The 18173-nt window shown below is 71.9% G+C and carries 21 protein-coding genes and 1 pseudogene; 13 read left to right on the forward strand and 9 right to left on the reverse strand.

Annotation, left to right across the window (positions count from 1 at the left end; translation table 11 throughout):
- Positions 1-128: 128 nt before the first annotated feature.
- Complete coding sequence (locus ACFV5H_RS25415) at positions 129-1130, reverse strand: Gfo/Idh/MocA family protein (protein ID WP_385197416.1); 1002 nt, start codon at positions 1128-1130, stop codon at positions 129-131.
- 140 nt (positions 1131-1270) lie between these two features.
- On the opposite strand from ACFV5H_RS25415, the gene ACFV5H_RS25420 reads away from it, so the two are divergent.
- The 6 genes from ACFV5H_RS25420 (at position 1271) to ACFV5H_RS25445 (ending at position 7855) form a co-directional block, all read left to right on the forward strand.
- Positions 1271-2644 carry a multidrug effflux MFS transporter gene (locus ACFV5H_RS25420; protein WP_385197418.1) on the forward strand — a complete coding sequence of 458 codons (1374 nt, stop codon included), beginning with the start codon at positions 1271-1273 and terminating at the stop codon, positions 2642-2644.
- Positions 2596-3774 (forward strand): serine hydrolase domain-containing protein, encoded by a 1179-nt coding sequence (locus ACFV5H_RS25425; RefSeq protein WP_385048491.1) that lies wholly within the window; start codon positions 2596-2598, stop codon positions 3772-3774. The genes ACFV5H_RS25420 and ACFV5H_RS25425 overlap by 49 nt, the downstream gene beginning before the upstream one ends.
- Before the next feature lie 376 nt (positions 3775-4150).
- On the forward strand, positions 4151-5197 hold the full coding sequence (locus tag ACFV5H_RS25430; protein WP_385048517.1) for a S66 peptidase family protein: 1047 nt from the start codon (positions 4151-4153) through the stop codon (positions 5195-5197).
- 78 nt (positions 5198-5275) lie between these two features.
- Positions 5276-5728 carry a hypothetical protein gene (locus ACFV5H_RS25435; RefSeq protein ID WP_385197420.1) on the forward strand — a complete coding sequence of 151 codons (453 nt, stop codon included), beginning with the start codon at positions 5276-5278 and terminating at the stop codon, positions 5726-5728.
- Positions 5729-5797: 69 nt separating this feature from the next.
- Entirely contained in the window at positions 5798-6631 is an 834-nt protein-coding gene (locus tag ACFV5H_RS25440; protein ID WP_385197422.1) for a transposase family protein, read from the forward strand.
- A 225-nt stretch (positions 6632-6856) separates the two neighbouring features.
- Positions 6857-7855 carry a small ribosomal subunit Rsm22 family protein gene (locus ACFV5H_RS25445; RefSeq protein WP_385197424.1) on the forward strand — a complete coding sequence of 333 codons (999 nt, stop codon included), beginning with the start codon at positions 6857-6859 and terminating at the stop codon, positions 7853-7855.
- Here ACFV5H_RS25445 and ACFV5H_RS25450 read toward each other — a convergent pair.
- Entirely contained in the window at positions 7798-8019 is a 222-nt protein-coding gene (locus ACFV5H_RS25450) for a DUF6243 family protein (RefSeq protein ID WP_385048515.1), read from the reverse strand. The two genes, ACFV5H_RS25445 and ACFV5H_RS25450, sit on opposite strands and share 58 nt — an antisense overlap.
- Before the next feature lie 123 nt (positions 8020-8142).
- Here ACFV5H_RS25450 and ACFV5H_RS25455 point away from each other — a divergent pair, with 123 nt between their 5' ends.
- Positions 8143-8760 (forward strand): TetR/AcrR family transcriptional regulator, encoded by a 618-nt coding sequence (locus ACFV5H_RS25455; protein WP_385048479.1) that lies wholly within the window; start codon positions 8143-8145, stop codon positions 8758-8760.
- Positions 8761-8797: 37 nt separating this feature from the next.
- Here ACFV5H_RS25455 and ACFV5H_RS25460 read toward each other — a convergent pair whose 3' ends face one another.
- On the reverse strand, positions 8798-9664 hold the full coding sequence (locus ACFV5H_RS25460) for a glycerophosphodiester phosphodiesterase (RefSeq protein WP_385197426.1): 867 nt from the start codon (positions 9662-9664) through the stop codon (positions 8798-8800).
- Positions 9665-9878: 214 nt separating this feature from the next.
- Here ACFV5H_RS25460 and ACFV5H_RS25465 point away from each other — a divergent pair, with 214 nt between their 5' ends.
- Positions 9879-10619, forward strand: coding sequence for a bifunctional DNA primase/polymerase (locus ACFV5H_RS25465; protein WP_385048473.1), 741 nt, complete (start codon positions 9879-9881; stop codon positions 10617-10619).
- A 72-nt stretch (positions 10620-10691) separates the two neighbouring features.
- Here the strand turns inward: ACFV5H_RS25465 and ACFV5H_RS25470 are convergent, their stop codons facing one another.
- Both ACFV5H_RS25470 and ACFV5H_RS25475 read right to left on the reverse strand, forming a co-directional pair.
- Complete coding sequence (locus ACFV5H_RS25470; RefSeq protein WP_385048470.1) at positions 10692-11672, reverse strand: hypothetical protein; 981 nt, start codon at positions 11670-11672, stop codon at positions 10692-10694.
- Positions 11569-11791 (reverse strand): annotated as a pseudogene (locus ACFV5H_RS25475) (hypothetical protein); the annotation flags it as partial. The gene ACFV5H_RS25470 and the pseudogene ACFV5H_RS25475, both read right to left, overlap by 104 nt.
- A 140-nt stretch (positions 11792-11931) precedes the next feature.
- Here ACFV5H_RS25475 and ACFV5H_RS25480 point away from each other — a divergent pair.
- Both ACFV5H_RS25480 and ACFV5H_RS25485 read left to right on the forward strand, forming a co-directional pair.
- Positions 11932-12219 carry a hypothetical protein gene (locus tag ACFV5H_RS25480; RefSeq protein ID WP_385197428.1) on the forward strand — a complete coding sequence of 96 codons (288 nt, stop codon included), beginning with the start codon at positions 11932-11934 and terminating at the stop codon, positions 12217-12219.
- Positions 12220-12380: 161 nt separating this feature from the next.
- Positions 12381-13025, forward strand: coding sequence for a PhzF family phenazine biosynthesis protein (locus tag ACFV5H_RS25485; RefSeq protein WP_385048465.1), 645 nt, complete (start codon positions 12381-12383; stop codon positions 13023-13025).
- A 225-nt stretch (positions 13026-13250) separates the two neighbouring features.
- Here ACFV5H_RS25485 and ACFV5H_RS25490 read toward each other — a convergent pair whose 3' ends face one another.
- Together ACFV5H_RS25490 and map are read right to left on the reverse strand one after the other, a co-directional pair.
- The gene (locus ACFV5H_RS25490) at positions 13251-13898 is read right to left on the reverse strand and encodes a heme oxygenase (biliverdin-producing) (RefSeq protein WP_385048462.1); all 648 of its coding nucleotides are present in this window, start codon (positions 13896-13898) and stop codon (positions 13251-13253) included.
- A 133-nt stretch (positions 13899-14031) separates the two neighbouring features.
- Complete coding sequence (gene map / locus ACFV5H_RS25495) at positions 14032-14889, reverse strand: type I methionyl aminopeptidase (RefSeq protein ID WP_385048459.1); 858 nt, start codon at positions 14887-14889, stop codon at positions 14032-14034.
- A 75-nt stretch (positions 14890-14964) separates the two neighbouring features.
- Here map and ACFV5H_RS25500 point away from each other — a divergent pair, with 75 nt between their 5' ends.
- Complete coding sequence (locus tag ACFV5H_RS25500) at positions 14965-15195, forward strand: hypothetical protein (protein ID WP_385048456.1); 231 nt, start codon at positions 14965-14967, stop codon at positions 15193-15195.
- Between the two features lie 20 nt (positions 15196-15215).
- Here the strand turns inward: ACFV5H_RS25500 and ACFV5H_RS25505 are convergent, their stop codons facing one another.
- On the reverse strand, positions 15216-15830 hold the full coding sequence (locus ACFV5H_RS25505) for a hypothetical protein (protein ID WP_385197429.1): 615 nt from the start codon (positions 15828-15830) through the stop codon (positions 15216-15218).
- A 140-nt stretch (positions 15831-15970) separates the two neighbouring features.
- On the opposite strand from ACFV5H_RS25505, the gene npdG reads away from it, so the two are divergent.
- Both npdG and ACFV5H_RS25515 read left to right on the forward strand, forming a co-directional pair.
- Positions 15971-16690, forward strand: coding sequence for an NADPH-dependent F420 reductase (gene npdG / locus ACFV5H_RS25510; protein ID WP_385048450.1), 720 nt, complete (start codon positions 15971-15973; stop codon positions 16688-16690).
- Positions 16691-16756: 66 nt separating this feature from the next.
- On the forward strand, positions 16757-16948 hold the full coding sequence (locus ACFV5H_RS25515) for a hypothetical protein (protein ID WP_385048447.1): 192 nt from the start codon (positions 16757-16759) through the stop codon (positions 16946-16948).
- Here the strand turns inward: ACFV5H_RS25515 and ACFV5H_RS25520 are convergent.
- The gene (locus ACFV5H_RS25520) at positions 16938-17738 is read right to left on the reverse strand and encodes a site-2 protease family protein (protein WP_385197431.1); all 801 of its coding nucleotides are present in this window, start codon (positions 17736-17738) and stop codon (positions 16938-16940) included. The genes ACFV5H_RS25515 and ACFV5H_RS25520 overlap by 11 nt on opposite strands.
- Positions 17739-18173 lie beyond the last annotated feature (435 nt).

The raw sequence follows: 18173 nt of genomic DNA on the forward strand, positions 1-18173 counted from the left end.
GGGGCCCCCGGGCGTCCCCGGGCGGGCGGACCGGGGGGGGCGTGAATGTCTGGGGGGGGGGGGGGGGGGGGGGGGGGGGGGGGCGGGGGGCCCCCCCGGCCCCCCGGCTGCCGGGTGGTGGGTGTCGCTCAGCGGGTCTCGCCGGGGTAGCGGACGCCGACACGGTCCCGGATCGCGTCGAGCGTCCGCATCACGGCGAGGGTGCCGTCGAGCGGGACCAGCGGGGACTCGGTCTCGCCGGCCCGCAGGGCCCGCATCACCTCGACGGCCTCGTGCTTGAGGCTGTCGCGGGGGCCGTCGGCCGGGTCGGCCGTGAACTCCTCGGCGTCACGGCCGTCCCGGTGCAGCACGAACCGGTCCGGGAAGAAGAAGCCGGACGGAATGTCGATGCGGCCCTGCGAACCGGTGACCGAGGCGTAGGTCGCCGTACCGCCCACGATGGAGCAGTGCACCGAAGCGAGAGCACCGCTATCCCAGGAGAGCAGTGCCCCCGTCTGGAGATCGACGCCCTCCTCGGAGAGCATCGCCCGCGCCGTGACGTCCGACGGCTCCCCGAGCAGCAGCTGCGCGAACGACACCGGGTACACGCCCAGGTCCAGCAGTGCGCCCCCGCCCAGCGCCGGGTCCCGCAGCCGGTGCGACGCCGGGAACGGCCCCGAGAGGCCGAAGTCCGCCTGCACGTGGCGCACCTCGCCGATCGCGCCGTCGTCGACCAGCGCCTTCAGCCGCCGCACCATCGGATGGCAGTACGTCCACATGGCCTCCATCAGGAAGCGCCCGTTGCCCCGCGCCAGCGCGACCAGCTCCTCGGCCTCCCGCGCGTTCAGCGTGAACGGCTTCTCGCACAGCACGTTCCGCCCGGACTCCAGCATCAGCCCGGCCGCCGCGCGGTGCGCCGTGTGCGGAGTGGCGACGTAGACGACGTCGACCTCCTCGTCGAGCGCCAGCGACTCCCAGTCGCCGTACGCCCGCGGTATCCCGAACCGCTCGGCGAACGCCTTCGCCGACTCCACCGACCGCGACGCCACCGCCACGACCTCCGCGTCCGGCACGTCCGCCAGGTCCGCGGTGAACCTCGCGGCGATCCCCCCGGTCGCCAGGATGCCCCAGCGCACCTTCTGTTCCGTCATGTGTCCCACCCTGTTCGTGTCGTTCGTCACATCGTGAAGGGATGTAGGTGGAAGCGCTCCCATGACATCGCCGTTGACGCCGAGCACTCCGTACGAGCTGAGAGCATAGGGAGCCGAAGGTATGAAAAGGGAGGGGCCACATGCCCGAGGGTGGGGCGTCCATATCGAACCCGTCGGCGAACGCGACGGCGAACCCGTCGGCGAACGCGACGGCGAACCCGGGAGCGGGCGGGGCACCGGACAAGGCCGGCCCGGACCCGACGACGGCCGGGGCGGTGCTCCGCACGACCGCCGCCCGCCGCACCAGCCTGCTGGTCACACTCCTCCTCGGCGGCCTGACCGCCACGCCCCCGCTGGCGATGGACATGTACCTCCCCGCGCTCCCGGAGGTCACCCGGTCCCTGCACGCGCCCGCCGCCACCGTCCAGCTCACGCTCACCGCCTGCCTGGCCGGCATGGCGCTCGGGCAGCTGGTGGTCGGCCCGATGAGCGACCGGTGGGGCCGCCGCCGGCCGCTGCTCGTCGGCCTCGTGGTCTACGTCGTCGCCACCGTGCTGTGCGCCTTCGCGCCGACCGTCGAACTCCTCGTCGCCTTCCGGCTGGCGCAGGGCCTCGCGGGCGCGGCCGGCATCGTCATCGCGCGGGCGGTCGCCCGTGACCTGTACGACGGCGTGGCCATGGCCCGCTTCTTCTCGACCCTCATGCTGATCTCCGGGGTCGCGCCGATCGTGGCGCCGCTCATCGGCGGGCAGATCCTACGGGTGACGGACTGGCGGGGCGTGTTCGTCGTCCTGACCGTCGTCGGGGCGCTGCTGACGGCCGTGGTCTGGGCGAAGCTGCCGGAGACGCTGGCGCCCGCCGACCGGCACGGCGGAGGGATCGGCGACGTGTTCGGCTCGATGCGCCGCCTGCTCACCGACCGCGCCTTCACCGGCTACATGCTCGCCGGTGGTTTCGCCTTCGCGTCGCTCTTCGCGTACGTCGCGGCCTCCCCGTTCGTCATGCAGGAGATCTACGGCGCCTCCCCGCAGACCTTCAGCCTGCTGTTCGGGCTCAACTCCATCGGCCTGATGATCATGGGGCAGGTCAACGGCAAGGTGCTGGTCGGCCGGGTCCGGCTGGACAAGGTGCTCGGCCTGGGGCTCGTCGTCGTGGTCGTCGCGGCGGTCGTGCTGCTGCTGATGTCGCTGGGCGCGTTCGGCGAGGTCGGCCTTGTGCCCATGGCCGCCGCGCTGTTCGTGCTGATGTCCGCGATGGGCATCACCCTGCCGAACACGCAGACGCTCGCCCTGATGCGCACCAAGCACGCCGCCGGCTCCGCGTCGGCGCTGCTCGGTACGACGTCCTTCCTCATCGGCGCGGTCGCCTCCCCGCTGGTCGGGATCGCCGGGGAGGACACCGCCGTCCCGATGGCCGTCGTCCAGCTGGTCGCCGCCCTCGTGGCGCTGGCCTGCTTCCTGGGAATGTGCCGTCCGCGCAGCGGGTGGGCCGGCGCGAAGGGCGGGGGCATCTGAGCGCGCCCAGACTGCGCCACGGCACACCGGAACGGGCCGGGCTCGACGCACCGGAACTCCGTCACCTGGTCCGGGAGGTCCGCGCCCGGACCCGTGGCGAGCGGCCCTGGGCGGCGGGCGCCGTCGTGGTCGTCGGGCGCGGCCCGGTGCTCGCCGTGCGGGAGGCGGTGGGCTGGGCCGTGCGCTACGCGGCGTACGACGAGGAGACGGACACCCCGGTCGAACTGCCGCCGGCCGAACGCGTCCCGATGACCGTGGACACCCCCTTCGACCTGGCGTCCCTGACCAAACTGTTCACCTCGGTGGCGGCGGTGCAGCAGATCGAGCGGCGCACGCTGGGCATCGACGCGCGCGTGGGCGCGTACCTGCCGGACTTCACGGCGGCGGCACGGCACGGGATCACCGTCCGCCAGCTGCTCACCCACACCTCCGGGCTGCGCCCCGAACTCCCGCTGTACGACTGCGCCGACGACGCGCAGCGGCTGGCGCTGCTGCGCGCGGAGCGGCCCGTCGGGGCGCCCGGCACGTACTGCTACTCCGACCTCAACATGCTGCTGCTCCAGCACGTCCTGGAACGCGTCACCGGCCGCACGCTCGACGTCCTCGTGCGCGACGGCATCACCCGGCCGCTGGGCATGACGGCGACCGGCTTCGGGCCGTGCCCGTCCGCGGCGGCGACGGAGGACCAGCGGCGGCCGTGGGCCAAGGCGGACCGGGGGATGCTGCGGGGCGAGGTGCACGACGAGAACGCGTGGGCGCTGGGTGGCGTGGCGGGCCACGCGGGGCTGTTCTCCACGGCCGGGGACCTGGCGGTCTTCTGCCGCACGCTGCTGGCGGGCGGTTCGTACGGCCCCGCCCGCATCCTCGGTCCCGACTACGTGGACCTGCTGTTCACCCGGCCCGGCCTGGGCTTCGCCCTGGACCAGCCGTGGTTCATGGGCGAACTGGCGGGGCGGGGGGCCGCGGGCCACACGGGGTTCACGGGCACGTCCCTGGTCCTCGACCGGGTCACGGACACGTACGTGATCCTCCTGGCGAACACGGTCCACCCCCGGCGTCCGGTGCGGCCGGACAGTACGCCCAGGGCGCAGGCGGGGACGCGGGTGGCGCGGGCGGTACGGGGGATGTGAGGGGGCGCCCCTCTTTCTTGGGCGAGGCCCGGCTTCTGCGGGGGCCGGTGCTGGTGTGGGCCGGGGATGGTCGCGTGTCCGGTGCTTGCGGGGTGCCTGGAGTGGGTGTTGGCCGGGGGTGAGTCGCGCGGCCCGGCGCTTGCGGGGTGCCGTCGCGCCTACCCGTGCCGCCCTGAGCCTCCGCCAACTTGAATTCGCAGGTCAAAGGGCTGGCGTGACGTCCCTTTGAGGTACTTTCGCTGGCTGTGGGCGGCAGTCCACGAAGTAGACCCCCCGTCAGGGGATGACTTCGGTCCCTGTTTGAAGTCGATGAACGGAGAGGACCCGACTGAAATGAAGATGATCAGTGGTCGATCAGACCTCTAACCTGACGGTCATGACCTCACCTGCCTATCCTCCAAAGCCTGTCCCCGGTGACCGCATAGCGATCATCTCCCCTTCGTCTGGATTATCCGATCTCTTCCCTCTTCCGTACGAGCTGGGGCTCAAGCGGTTGCGTGAGGATTTCGGCCTCGAACCAGTGGAGTACCCGTCCACTCGCAAAATGGGATCCACACCCAAGGAACGCGCCGACGACATCCACGCCGCGTTCGCCGATCCCTCGGTCAGGGCGGTGATGGCCAGCATCGGTGGCGACGACCAGATCACTGTGCTTCCTTTGCTGGACCGCGAGCTGATCCGCGCCAATCCAAAGCCCTTCTTCGGCACGAGCGACAACACCAACCTGCTGGTCTTCCTGCACAATCTGGGCATCGTTGCCTACCACGGCGCCTGCCTGATGACCGAGCTCGGCCGCCCCTACGCACTCCATCCCATGACCGCTGACTCGGTACGCGCGGCCTTGTTCACCTCGGGCCCGTACGAACTCCGCCCGGCCACCCGCTACCGCGACACCGCACGCGACTGGGCCGACCCGGCCACCTTCGACAGGGAACCGGACTCGCAGCCAGCTGACGGGTGGATCTGGCACCAGCCCGACCAGCTCGTCAAGGGCCGCGCCTGGGGCGGCAATCTGGAAATCCTGTCGTGGCTGCTGATGGCCGACCGCGAGATCGCACGCGACCCAGCCGTCTACGAGGGCTGCGTGCTGTTCTTGGAGACGTCGGAGGAGATGCCGAGCGGGGAGGAGGTCTTCCGGATCTTGCGCAACATGGGAGAACGGGGCCTGCTGGCGCGCTTCCCGGCCCTGTTGATGGGCCGCGCCAAGGCATGGTCCTTCCAGCAGCCGAACAAAGTGGAGGACAAGCTGCGCTACGCCGCTGAGCAGCGCGAAGCGGTGCTGCGCGCGCTGGCGACGTACGCCCCGCACACCATGGCGGTGTTCGACGTCGACTTCGGACACACCGATCCCCAACTGGTGATCCCCTACGGCGGAACGGTCAGCGTGGACGGTCCCGCGCAGCGGATCACGGTGACGTACTGACGGCGCTGGAGATCCTCAGCTCACGACAAAGGACCAGAAACGGGCCCTCGCCAGGAGGCGCACAGTACGATCCGGTGCATGGACCCCGAGTTACTGAAACGGATCACCGCGCGGCGCGCGGAACTGGACGAACTCGAAAAACAGCTGGCCAAGGAGCTGGCGGACGTACGGGCCGAGCGCGACGAGCTCGCGGTCGCCGAACGGGTCCTTGAGCGCGTGAGCGAGCAGCTCGCCGACGAGCGTGCCTCGGCCAGGCCGGCGCCCGGGCAGGTGGGTGGGCGGGCCGTGATGCTGATCCCGCACCGCGCGCCGGACGTGGAGGAGGCCATGCTTCCGCCGGACTACCAGCGCATCCTCGCCGCTGTACGGCAGGCCGCCGGGCCGGTCATGGCCCGGCAGGTTGGCGACGCGCTGCGAATCGACATCAGCGTGCGGTCCAGGCTGGAGCCGCTGCGCGGGAAGCTGGTCAGACTCGCCGACCGCGGCTGGCTGCGCAAACTGCCCGACGGCCGGTTCACCACCCGTCTGTGATCTGCTCCACCGCCTGCGGCAGCGCGACGCGGGCGTAACCGGGGCGCCCCCGGCGGCCGTTGGAATTGTGTGACGAAAACCAAAAAGCACGCCGAGGACACCTGCCCGCTTGTCTACCAGTGCCGCCTGCCGCTGTCCACGCGCACCGTCAGCCACCTCGCCGGTCTGCTGCGGCGTCACCTGAAAGTGATCCGGTCCAGGTGGCGGATCCTGCCGCCCGGGAAGATCGCGGTGATCGTCCTGGCCGTGCTGCGTCACGACCAGCGCCTGGCCGACATGGCCGGCGGCAACAACGTGTCCGAGTCCACCGTCCGCCGCTGGCGCGACGAGCTGATCGGCCTGCTCGCCGCGCAGGCGCCGCGGCTGGACCGCGCCCTGAAGAAGGTCGCCAGGCAGGGCGGGGAGGTGGTCCTGATCGACGGCACCCTCATTGCCACCCAGCGCCGCACCAGGAAGGCCGACCGACAGAACTACTCCGGCAAGCACCACCATCACGGCCTGCACTTCCTCGCCCTGACCGACGAGCGGGGACGGCTGATCTGGATATCCGCCGCCCGGCCCGGCCGCACCCACGACAACACTGCCGCTCGCCAGGACCACGTCCTGGCCCACCTGCGCGCCGTCGGCCTCGGGGCACTGGCGGACCTCGGCTTTCGCGGCCTGGACAACGACGTACTCGATCCCGTGATCGTCACCGGCTTCCACGCCAGCCGCACCCACCAGCTCACCCCCGGCCAGAAGACCGCCAACCGCGTCCTCGCTGTCGGACGCGCACCGGTCGAACACGGCTTCGCCCACCTCAAGAACTGGCGGATCCTCACCAAGCTCCGCACCAACCCCGCCCGCGCCACCCAGCTCCTGCGCGCCCTGCTCGTTCTGACGAATCTCGAAGTCAACCGCTGACAAACGATCTACTCCGCAGACAGCCGCTCACGACCGGCGCAAGTACTTCGAGAGCCGGTCACACCAGACCGCTGACCTGTTTCTTCAGGTTGGCGGAGGCTCCCTGCGGCACGACTGCTCGTGGAGGGCGGGGATGCGGCACGACTGCTCGTCGAGGGCGGGGATGCGGCACGACTGCCGCTGTCGGCGGGCCGGGGCTCGAGTCGGGCGCCGTAGAATCTGCGGGTGAACGCCCCCGCCTCCCCCCTGCCCACCGCCGACACCCTCCGTACCGCCCTCGCCGGGCTGCTCGACGGGATTCCGGCGCGGCAGGCCGCGCAGGCCGTCGAGCGGCTGATCGCCAACTACCGGGGCGCGACCCCGACCGAGGCGCCGATCCTGCGGGACCGGGCGGACGTGGCCGCGTACGCCGCCTACCGGATGCCCGCGACCTTCGAGGCGGTGCGGTCCGCGCTGGAGGCGTTCGCGGACGCCGTGCCCGGGTGGGTGCCCGGCGACCACGTGGACGTCGGCGGCGGCACCGGCGCGGCGGCCTGGGCGGTGAGCGCGACCTGGGACGGGGAGCGCCCCGTGACCGTCCTCGACTGGGCCGAGCCCGCCCTCGCCCTCGGCCGGGAACTCGCCTCCGCCAACCCCGCCCTGCGCGACACCCGCTGGCACCGCTCTCGTATCGGATCAGCGCTCACCGTCGAGAGCACCGATCTTGTCACCGTCTCGTACGTCCTCAACGAGCTCACCGCCCCCGACCGCGCAGCCCTCGTCGACGCCGCCGCCCACGCGGCGCAGGCCGTTGTGATCGTCGAACCCGGCACCCCCGACGGCTACGCCCGCGTCATCGAGGCCCGCGACCGCCTGATCTCCGCCGGCTTCCACGTCGCCGCCCCCTGCCCGCACAGCGCCGCCTGCCCCATCGCCCCCGGCACGGACTGGTGCCACTTCTCCGCGCGGGTCAGCCGTTCCTCCCTGCACCGCCAGATCAAGGGCGGTTCCCTCGCCTACGAGGACGAGAAGTTCAGTTACGTCGCCGCCACCCGCCTCCCGGTCACCCCGGTCCCGGCCCGCGTCGTCCGCAAGCCGCAGATCCGCAAGGGCCAGGTCCTCCTCGACCTGTGCGAGAAGGACCCGGCCCTGCGCCGTACCACCGTCACCAAACGCCACGGCGACCTCTACCGGGCGGCCCGTGACACCGACTGGGGCGACCCCTGGCCGCCCGCCGGCGTCTGACCCGGCGCCGCGCCGCCCTCCTCCCCCCGCTGCTCCTGCAGCTTGCGCAGCAGTTCCCGCTTCTGGGCCCGGGGATCGACCCCGCCCCCGATCCGGCCCCCGCGTCCGCCCCCGCGCAGGGCCTTGCGGCCCAGGTGCTGCCGGGCGCCGCCGACGCCCAGCATGTTTCCGGCTCCACCTCGGGTCATGACACTCCCCTCTCGCCAGTACGAGACGTATCGTCTCGTCTTCGGACGCCTCCACTGTCCGGCGAGACGCACCGTCTTGTCAACTGGTAAATTCGACCCATGTCCGCGAACCAGTCCGCCCCCGACGCCACCCGCCGCAGCGAGCGCTCCCGGCGGGCCATCTACGACGCCGCCCTCGCCCTGGTCGCCGAGGTCGGCTACCCGAAGACCACCATCGAGGGAATCGCCGCCCGCGCCGGCGTCGGCAAGCAGACGATCTACCGATGGTGGTCGTCGAAGGCGGACGTACTCCTGGAAGCCTTCCTCGACATGGGCGAGCAGGCCGCGGAGGCCGCCGGCCAGGCCCCGTACGCCTTCCCGGACACGGGGGACCTCGCCGCCGACCTCAAGCACGTCCTGCGCGCCACGGTCGACGAACTGCGCGACCCCGCCTTCGAGGCCCCCTCCCGCGCCCTGGCCGCCGAGGGCGTCGTCAACGAGGAACTCGGCCGCGAGTTCGTCACCAGACTGCTGGAACCCCAGCTCCGGCTCTACGCCGACCGCCTGCGCTCCGCCCAGGACGCCGGAGACGTCCGCCCCGACGTCGACCCGCGCATCGCCCTGGAACTCTTCGTCTCCCCCCTCGCCCAGCGCTGGCTCCAGTACACGGCCCCGATCACCTACGACTACACCGACACCCTCGTCGACTACGCCCTCAACGGCATCGCGCCCCGCTGACCGCCCCGGACCGCCCCGGACCGGACGGCCGGCGCCCTCACCGCCCCAGCACCGCGCTCACCCTCCCCGGCACCCGCGCCGGATGCCGGGCCAGCCGCCCCGGCGCGTCCGTGACGATGCCGTTGCAGCCCAGGGCCAGGGCACGGTCGCGCTGGCTCGGGGTGACGACCGTGTGGGCCCACACCCGGGGGATGCCGGAGCGCACCGCGCGCCGCAGATCGGCGTCCCGCGCCTTGACGTCGACGTCGAGCAGATCGACGTAGGAGCGCCACCGCCCGGGCCGGTCGGTGCGCAGCTGGCGGGCCGAGCGCCACAGCTGGGTCAGCAGCCCCAGGCGGTGGACGCGGCGGGCGACCCCGGGGTCGTTGGTGTTCACGAACACCGAGCGGGTCAGCCCGCGGGCACGGATCAGCGCGGCCAGCCGCTCCACACCGCGCGGATCCTTCGCCTCCAGCATCAGCACGATCCGCCCGCCGAACCGGTCCAGCACCTCGGCGACCGTCGGCGGCCGCTCCGAGCGCCAGCTCCCCGGCAGCCGGTCGCGCGGACGCAGCCGTACGCCCCGCCACTCCCCGGCGTCGAGACCGCGCACCTCGCCGCCCAGGAAGGTCGTGCGGTTCAGGGTCGCGTCATGGAAGACCACCGGCGTGCCGTCCCGCAGCACCCGCGTGTCGAAGTCCAGCACCTGCGCCGTACCGCGCCGGAACGCCGCCATCAGCCCCGACATGCTGTTCTCCGGCACCTCGCGCGCCCCGCCCCGATGGGCGACGTACGGGATGCGCGGCAGCGAGTCCACCGTCAGCGGCCCGCCGCCCCACTCCAGCGGCCCCGGAGGGCCCGTGAGGGCCAGCACGACCACGGAAGCCACGGCCGCCAGGCCCGTCGACGCGACACTTGTGACCATGACGACCACGGTAGGTCCGTGGATCACCGCAGACCGTCCGACGACACCCGAACCGGTGTACGCGCCCGCACCGCGCGTGTACCTTTCACCACCCCTCGTCCCCTCGGGGCTCCCTCGCCCCACCTGCGCCGATTGTGAGCTCCGGCCCCCCGGCGCGCACGATCGTGGGACCATGGGGCATGCTGTTGGGCACGACGGCGAGGCGAGGGGATAGATGAGCGCGGAGTTCGGCGGCCGGACCGGCCGACAGGGCAGGCTCTCCCAGTGGCTGCGCGGACGCCGCCCGAACCCGAAGCAGGCCGCCGACGAGGGCGGCCGTGAGGCCCTGCTGCTCGCCACCGCCGGAGCGGGACTGCCGCTCGCACCCGCCGCCCACCCCGCCGCCGGCTACGGCTGCTCCTGTGACCGTGTGGGCTGTCCCACCCCCGCCCGGCACCCGGTGTCGTTCGCCTGGCAGACGCAGTCCACCACCGACCGCGCCCAGATCGAGCGCTGGGCCCGCCACCAGCCGCAGGCCAACTTCATCACCGCCACCGGCATGGTGCACGACGTCCTCGACGTGCCTCTCGACGCCGGCCGCGAGGCGCTCACCCGCCTCCTCGACGCCGGTGTCGAGGTCGGCCCCGTCGCCGAGAGCGACGACGGCCGCCTGCTGTTCTTCACCCTCACCCGCGGCACCCCCGAGGACGAGGACGAGTGGTGGCCGTGCGAGCTGGACTGCCACCCGGAGACCATGGACGAGCACCCCGGCCTGCGCTGGCACTGCCGGGGCTCCTACGTCCTCGTCCCGCCCGCCCGCCTCCCCGGCGACGACCGGTCGGTGCGCTGGGTACGCGGCCCCGAGCATCCGCTCCCGGACCCGCTGAGCCTGCTGGAGGTCCTCACCGACTCCTGCGCCCGCCACGCCGGCGAACAGCCCGACCACGCGGGCGCGGCCTGGCCCCTGCGCCACTGACGACGGAGCCGCCGCCACTCACCAGCGGGACCGGCCGCCACTCGCCCTGCGCCACTGATCCGAGCCGGGGATCTACTCGCCCTGCGCCGACGTCAGCCCCTGGATCCGCCCCAGCACCTCCACCGCACCGTCGCCGGCCGGATCCAGCACCACCTCGTTGGAGACGAACTCCATCGTCAGCGACTGCCGTATCTCCCCGGTCGTCAGCGCCAGCACGTCCTTGTTCGGCGTCGGCACCGACGCCCCGGCCGCCGCGGTCTGCTTCTCGAAGTGACGCGTGGTGAAGAACACCAGCGCCCCGCCGTCCTTCGTGCGCAGCGCCAGCGGCGCGTAGTCGCCGTTCGTCATCGGCTCGTCGATGTACTGCGTGGCCAGCCCCGGCCGCGACGACTTCTTCCCGCGCTGCGCCCGCCACGCGCTGGTGTACGGGCCCTCGGCGAAGGCGTTCCCGCCGTCCTTCAGATACGTGGTGTAGCTCTTGCTCAACTCGCCGGGCTCCACCGCCAGTTCCGCCGAGTTCGCGGGTACGGCCTCGGCCCACCCGTCCTTGTCGGTCTTGAACTCCGGTATGTCGTCCGGGGCGACCAGTGTCAGATACGCCGCTTCCCAGGTCTCGTCCAGCCCGTTCCGGGTGAACACCAGCAGCCAGCGCGACCCGCCGCCCTTGTTGCCGGCCGCGTCGGCGAGGAACCAGCGCGGCCAGCCGGCCTTCTTCGGGATGGTGAACTTCGCGTCCGTCAGCTCCAGCGGCGTGTGCGAGGTGTTGCCCTCCGGGCTGTTGACCTGCCCGGCCTTCAGCCGCGCCCCGTCGATGTCGGCGAGGGCACCGGTGGTGTGGTCGGCGTCCAGGGAACTGTCGTACGCCTTGTCGGCCTCGTTGTACGCGGCCGTGAACTCCTCGAGTGCCTCGGCGGCTTCGGCGCGGGTGGTGGCCGGGAGCACCTCGCGCTCACCGTGCACCACCACACAGCCGCTCGCCGTGACCGACAGAGCGACCACGAGCACGCACCTGTCGAGTCCGCGGAGCCCACGAGAGCCGAGATACCTGCTCATCCGGTTCCCCTCACCTTCCCCTTCCCGGAGGCGAACCCTACCGGGGCGCGGAACGGCGCGAGCGCCGGGACCGGATCCAGCGGCCGCACCGTGACCCGGAGGCCGGCCGTCGGCGCCGGGCCGGGCCGGACGACCGGCTGAGGAGTATCCGGTGAATGCCGTTGCCGCCCGCATCGGAGAATCCTGTGGGGCGGCAACGTCATGGGGGCGGGGCCGCCGATCCGTTGAGCACGTCAGGTGGAAAAGTCCAGTTCGGGGAATGGGTATGAGGCGTTTTTCCGTGCAGGGGCGCGAATACTTCGCGCTCGTCGTCCTGAGTGACCACAACGACTTCGATGCCATGGAAGTGGTGGAGCGGGTCGAGGGCGCACCCGGTGGGACACTGCTCGAATTCCGCATGGACGACACCTCGGCGAGGCTGAGCTTCATCCGGCCGGACATCGACATCACCCTGCTCAGGGCGGCGGTGGACATCTTCCGGGAGGAGTTCTTCGAACCCAGATGGGCTTCCGGTGCACCTTGCCCTCCCTGGGGGGAAGCACTGTGAGAGGGGCCGAGGGCCGGCCCCGCTGCGTTTCGAGACGACGGACAGGGCCGGATGCCGCTGCGGCAGCGGGACCGGCCGTTGCCGCCGGGCCGTGCGCACACCGAGGGCTGCCGCCGTGACCTGGGACGACCTCGCCGCCCGCGCGGTGCTTGAATGCCCCCGTGACTGACTACGACGTGCTGCGTGTCTTCTGCGGGCCCCGCGGCGGGTACGGCAATGAACTGGGTGTCGTGCGCGACGGCTCCGTGATGCCCGAACGGGAGGAGCGGCAGGCGTTCGCCGAGAAGCTCGGGTTCAGTGAGACCGTGTTCGTCGACGACCCCGAGCGCGGGGTGATCGACATCTACACCCCCACCCTGCGCCTGCCCTTCGCCGGCCATCCCTGCGTCGGCACGGCCTGGCTGCTCGACGTGCCCGAGCTGGTCGTCCCCGCCGGGGTGGTGGGCGCCCGGCAGGACGGGGAGTTCTGCTGGATCGAGGCGCGGGCGGAGTGGGCGCCGCCGCGCACCCTGCGCCAGTACGCGAGCGCTGCCGAGGTCGACGACCTGCCCGTGCCGCCCAAGGGGGAGTGGATCTACGCGTGGGCCTGGCTGGACGAGCCGGCCGGCCGCATCCGGGCCCGCGCCTTCCCCGGCCGCGACGACGGCATCGACGAGGACGAGGCGACGGGCGCCGCGGCCCTCCTCCTCACCGACCGCCTGGGCCGCGCCCTGAACATCACCCAGGGCACCGGCTCCCAGATCCTCACGGCACCCCAGCCGGAGGGCTGGACGGAGATCGGCGGCCGCGTCTACCTGGAACGCTGACGGCCCAACTGCGCGACGAAGACGCCCCAGACGTCAAGGCGTTGAGGAGCCCTCGCTGCCCCACCCACTTGAAAAGCGCGAGCGTTTCAGCCTTCACTGTCCGCATGTCGCTCATCCGAGCGCCTGACTGACATTTCCCTGCACGCTGCTCACGCTTTCAGCAGAGGGTGCCTCCTCCCGCCCCGCGTTGCCGTGGTGAGGTGAGGTCGGGGAAAGCTCGGAGAGTCACGCCGACAACGGGAACTCCTCGCCCAGCGCCCGGAACACGTCCGTGTTCAGCGCGAACGCCCGCTTGCACTCCGCCACGACGCGCTGCTTCTCCAGGTCGTCCGCCGGGACCGCGTCCAGGAGTTCGCGGTAGTCCCGCTTGAAGGCCGCCGGGTTGGAGATGTCCTCGAAGACGTAGAAGCGGACGCCGTCGCCCTTCCGCTCGAAGCCCCACGTCCTCTCCGCCTTGCCGCGGATGATCTGGCCGCCGGAGAGGTCGCCCAGGTAGCGGGTGTAGTGGTGGGCGACGTAGCCGGACGGCCAGGTGCGGGCGCACTCGGCGACCCGGGCCGCGTAGGCGCGGGTGGCGGGGAGGGCGGTCAGGCCGGCGCGCCAGTCGGGGCCGCGCAGGTGGGCCAGGTCGCGTTCCAGGGAGGGCAGGCGGAACAGTTCCGGCCGGACGAACGGGCCCGCCACCGGGTCCGACGTCAGCCCCCGCGCCCCGGACTCCAGGGCCTCGTACACGAACCACAGCTGTTCGGTGTAGCGCGCGTACGCGTCCACGCCCAGCCGGCCGCCGAGCAGATCACTCATGAACGTCGACGTCTCCGCCTCCATGTGCTGCTCGTGGGAGGCGGTGCGGATGAGGGTCGAGAAGGAGTCCATGAGTCCAGATCTTTTATGGTTAGGCTTACCTAAGTCAATGGCTTGCCGACGGTTTGTCGGTAACTCCCACCCTGCCACGGCACGGAAAAGCCCGCCCTCCGGGAGGAGGGCGGGCCAGGAGAACGAGAAACCGCTACGGCAGCGTCAGGATGTCCGCGCCCGTGTCCGTCACCACCAGCGTGTGCTCGAACTGGGCCGTGCGCTTGCGGTCCTTCGTGACCACCGTCCAGCCGTCGTCCCACATGTCGTACTCGTGGGTGCCCAGCGTCAGCATCGGCTCGATGGTGAAGGTCATCCCCGGCTGGATCACCGTCGTCGCGTGCGGGCTGTCGTAGTGCGGGACGATCAGGCCCGAGTGGAAGGACGTGTTGATGCCGTGGCCCGTGAAGTCACGGACCACGCCGTAGCCGAACCGCTTCGCGTACGACTCGATCACCCGGCCGATGATGTTGATCTGCCGGCCCGGCTTGACCGCCTTGATCGCGCGGGCGAGGGACTCACGGGTGCGTTCCACCAGCAGGCGGCTCTCCTCGTCCACCTCCCCGACCAGGTACGTCGCGTTGTTGTCGCCGTGCACCCCGCCGATGTACGCCGTCACGTCCAGGTTGACGATGTCGCCGTCGCGCAGCACCGTCGAGTCCGGGATGCCGTGGCAGATCACCTCGTTGACCGACGTGCACAGCGACTTGGGGAAGCCGCGGTAGCCGAGCGTCGACGGGTAGGCGCCGTGGTCGCACATGTACTCGTGCGCCACCCGGTCCAGTTCGTCCGTCGTCACGCCGGGCGCGATCAGCTTCGCGGCCTCCGCCATCGCCCGCGCGGCGATCCGGCCGGCGGTGCGCATCGCCTCGACCGTCTCGGGCGTCTGCACCTCCGGACCGGTGTACGGCGTCGGGGCGGGCTTGCCGACGTATTCGGGACGACGGATGTTCCCGGGCACGGAACGGGCGGGGGACAGCTCCCCGGGGGCGAGCAGCGACTGGCCAGACATGTCGGCGAGTCTAATTCAGCGCCGACGGGGGACCATCTTTCTGGTGAGATGGCGAGACGGTGAGAGGAGCCGGTCATGCCCCTGTTCAAGAAGCGGACGGTCGGAAAGCCGGGCGAGTGGTACTACTGCCTGGAGCACCAGAAGGTCGAGGAGGGGCCCGACTGCCCCGCCAAGGACCGCTTCGGCCCGTACGCCGGCCGCACCGAGGCCGAACACGCCATGGAGACGGCCCGCGAGCGCAACCTCCAGTGGGAGAACGACTCCAGGTGGCGCGACGCCCCCGCGGGCGAGCGGGACGGCGACTGACCGCACCGGCGCGGGCCTCGCTACCAGCGCGTCGGCGGCGGGGCCGTCAGCAGGTCGGCCAGCCGCGACAGGCGGTCCCGGAAGCGGCGGGGGCCCCGGCGGGCCGGCAGCGCGTTCTCGCCGGCCGCCGCGCTGACCAGGTGCTGCACGGTGTCCAGGTCCAGCTCGGAGCCGTCGGGGACGGGCAGGACCTCGTGGGCCATCGCCGGGAGCTCACCCTCGCCGGGGCCCAGCGACAACACCGTCGCCCCGGCCCGGCGGGCGTCGCACACCCGCTCCAGGAGCGGGGCCGCACCCTCCCCGACCGTCTCCCCGGGCGCCACCACCAGCAGCGTCTCACCCCGCCGCGCCGCCTCCAAACGCCCCAGCCCCACCGCCAGATGCGCCGGGTCCGAGGGGCACGCGTCATGCCGTACGAGCGTGGGGGCCAGCTCCGGGGTGCCCGACCAGGCGGCCTCGTCCGCCAGATGCGCCGCCAGATGCCACGGCTCGTACGCCGGTGTGCCCACGAGCAGCAGCCCGCCGCCGTGCGGGACCACCGACCCGCGCAGCGTCCCCGCGAAGTGCCGGGTGGCGCCCAGCCATTCCGTCCCGGCGAGCACTTCCCGCAGCAGCGCGACCCGTACCGCATCCATACGGCCGCATCCTGTCCCAACCACGCGCCCGCGTCCCGGTGTTCGGCCCGGATTCGCCCGAACCGGGGACACGGCCCCGGACCGCGTGACAGGGCTCACGTACACCGGGCGCGACGCCGTCACGGACGTAGAGTCGGGCCATGACCTCCAGTGACAGTGACAGCGCACAGCCGCCCGCGAAGGCCCCCGCCAAGGACCCCTGGGACCTGCCCGACGTCTCCGGGCTCGTCGTCGGCGTGCTCGGCGGCACCGGACCGCAGGGCAAGGGCCTGGCCCACCGGCTCGCCAAGGCGGGCCAGAAGGTGATCATCGGCTCCCGCGCCGCCGAGCGCGCGCAGGCCGCCGCCGAGGAGCTCGGGCACGGCGTCGAAGGCGCCGACAACGCCGAGACCGCCCGGCGCAGCGACATCGTGATCGTCGCCGTGCCGTGGGACGGCCACGGCAAGACGCTCGAGTCCCTGCGCGAGGAACTGGCCGGCAAGCTCGTCGTGGACTGCGTCAACCCGCTCGGCTTCGACAAGCAGGGCGCCTACGCGCTGAAGCCGGAGGAGGGCAGCGCCGCCCAGCAGGCCGCCGCGCTGCTGCCGGACTCCCGGGTCACCGCCGCCTTCCACCACCTGTCCGCCGTGCTGCTCCAGGACCCGGAGATCGACGAGATCGACACCGATGTGATGGTGCTCGGCGAGGTCCGGGCCGATGTCGAGATCGTGCAGGCGCTCGCCGGACGCATCCCGGGCATGCGGGGCATCTTCGCCGGGCGGCTGCGCAACGCCCACCAGGTGGAGTCGCTGGTCGCCAACCTGATCTCCGTCAACCGCCGCTACAAGGCACACGCCGGGCTCCGCGTCACGGACGTATGAGGCGATGGGGGACACTGGACGCCGTAGCAGTGCCGTAGCAGTGTCCCCCGACAGGAGCCCCCAGCCATGCCCCGCCTCGCCCTCTACGCCCTCGCCGTCTGCCTCCTCACCGTCGCCGCGGCCGTCGTCTCCTTCGTGCGGGGCAGCGTGTTCATCGGCATCGTCTGGGTGCTGCTGGCGGGACTGTCGTCCAACATGACCTGGTACTACGCGCGGCGCGGGCGTGCGGCGGCGCGGAACGGCTCCGTCACGGGCTGACCGAGCAGTACCCGTTCGCCTCCCGCCAGAAGCGGAACAGGTCGTAGCCGCAGTACGTGTCGAGCTCGTCGATGCCCAGCGTCCCCAGCAGCGAGTCGATCACGTCGAAGAACGCGCCGTTCACCGACGGCACCCACAGCAGCGCGAACACGAACAACAGACCGAACGGGGCGAACGGCTCCACCTGCCGCCGGACGTCGTACGACAGCCAGGGCTCGATCACGCCGTAGCCGTCCAGGCCCGGAACCGGCAGGAAGTTCAGGATCGCGGCCGTCACCTGGAGCAGCGCCAGGAACGCCAGCGCGAACCGGAACTCGGCCGGTACGCCGTCCAGCGCGCCCAGCCAGAACGGCGCCGTGCACACGATCGCGAACAGCACGTTCGTCAGCGGGCCCGCCGCCGAGATCAGGCTGTGCCGCCAGCGCCCCCGGATCCGGCCGCGCTCGATGAACACGGCACCGCCCGGCAGACCGATCCCGCCCATGATGACGAAGACGACCGGGAGCACGATGCTCAGCAGGGCGTGCGTGTACTTCATCGGGTTCAGCGTGAGATAGCCCTTCGCGCCGACCGATATGTCGCCACTGTGCAGGGCCGTGCGCGCGTGCGCGTACTCGTGCAGGCACAGGGAGACGATCCAGGCGGCCGTCACGAACAGGAACACGGCCACGCCCGGCTGCTCGGCGAACCCGGTCCAGGTGGCCCACCCGGTGACCGCCGTCACGGCCAGGATGCCCAGGAAGACCGGGCTGATCCTCCGGTCACTGTGACGGGTGGCGGCGGTGGTCATGGGGCTCCTCAGACGGTCGGGCGTACGCGGGGACCGCCCGACGGTACCGGGCGCACGGTGAAAACGTCTCGCGTCGGCCGCCGGTTCCACGCAGGGTGGGGACGACCACGACGACTACGACGACTACGACGACCAGGGCGACCAGGACGGCCAGGACGACCAGGACGGCCAGGGCGACCAGGACAGCCGCGGCGGCCAGGGCGACCAGGACGGCCAGGACAGCCGCGACGACCAGGGCGACCAGGACGGCCGCGGCGGCCAGGGCGACCAGGACGGCCAGGGCGACCAGGACGGCCAGGACGGCCAGGACGGCCAGGACAGCCAGGACAGCCAGGACAGCCAGGACGGCCAGGACAGCCGCGACGACCAGAGCGACCAGGACGGCCAGGACAGCCGCGACGACTACGACGGCCAGGACGACCGGAAAGACCGGGC

The sequence above is a fragment of the Streptomyces sp. NPDC059787 genome, from assembly GCF_042732315.1.
Lineage (GTDB): Bacteria > Actinomycetota > Actinomycetes > Streptomycetales > Streptomycetaceae > Streptomyces > Streptomyces atrovirens.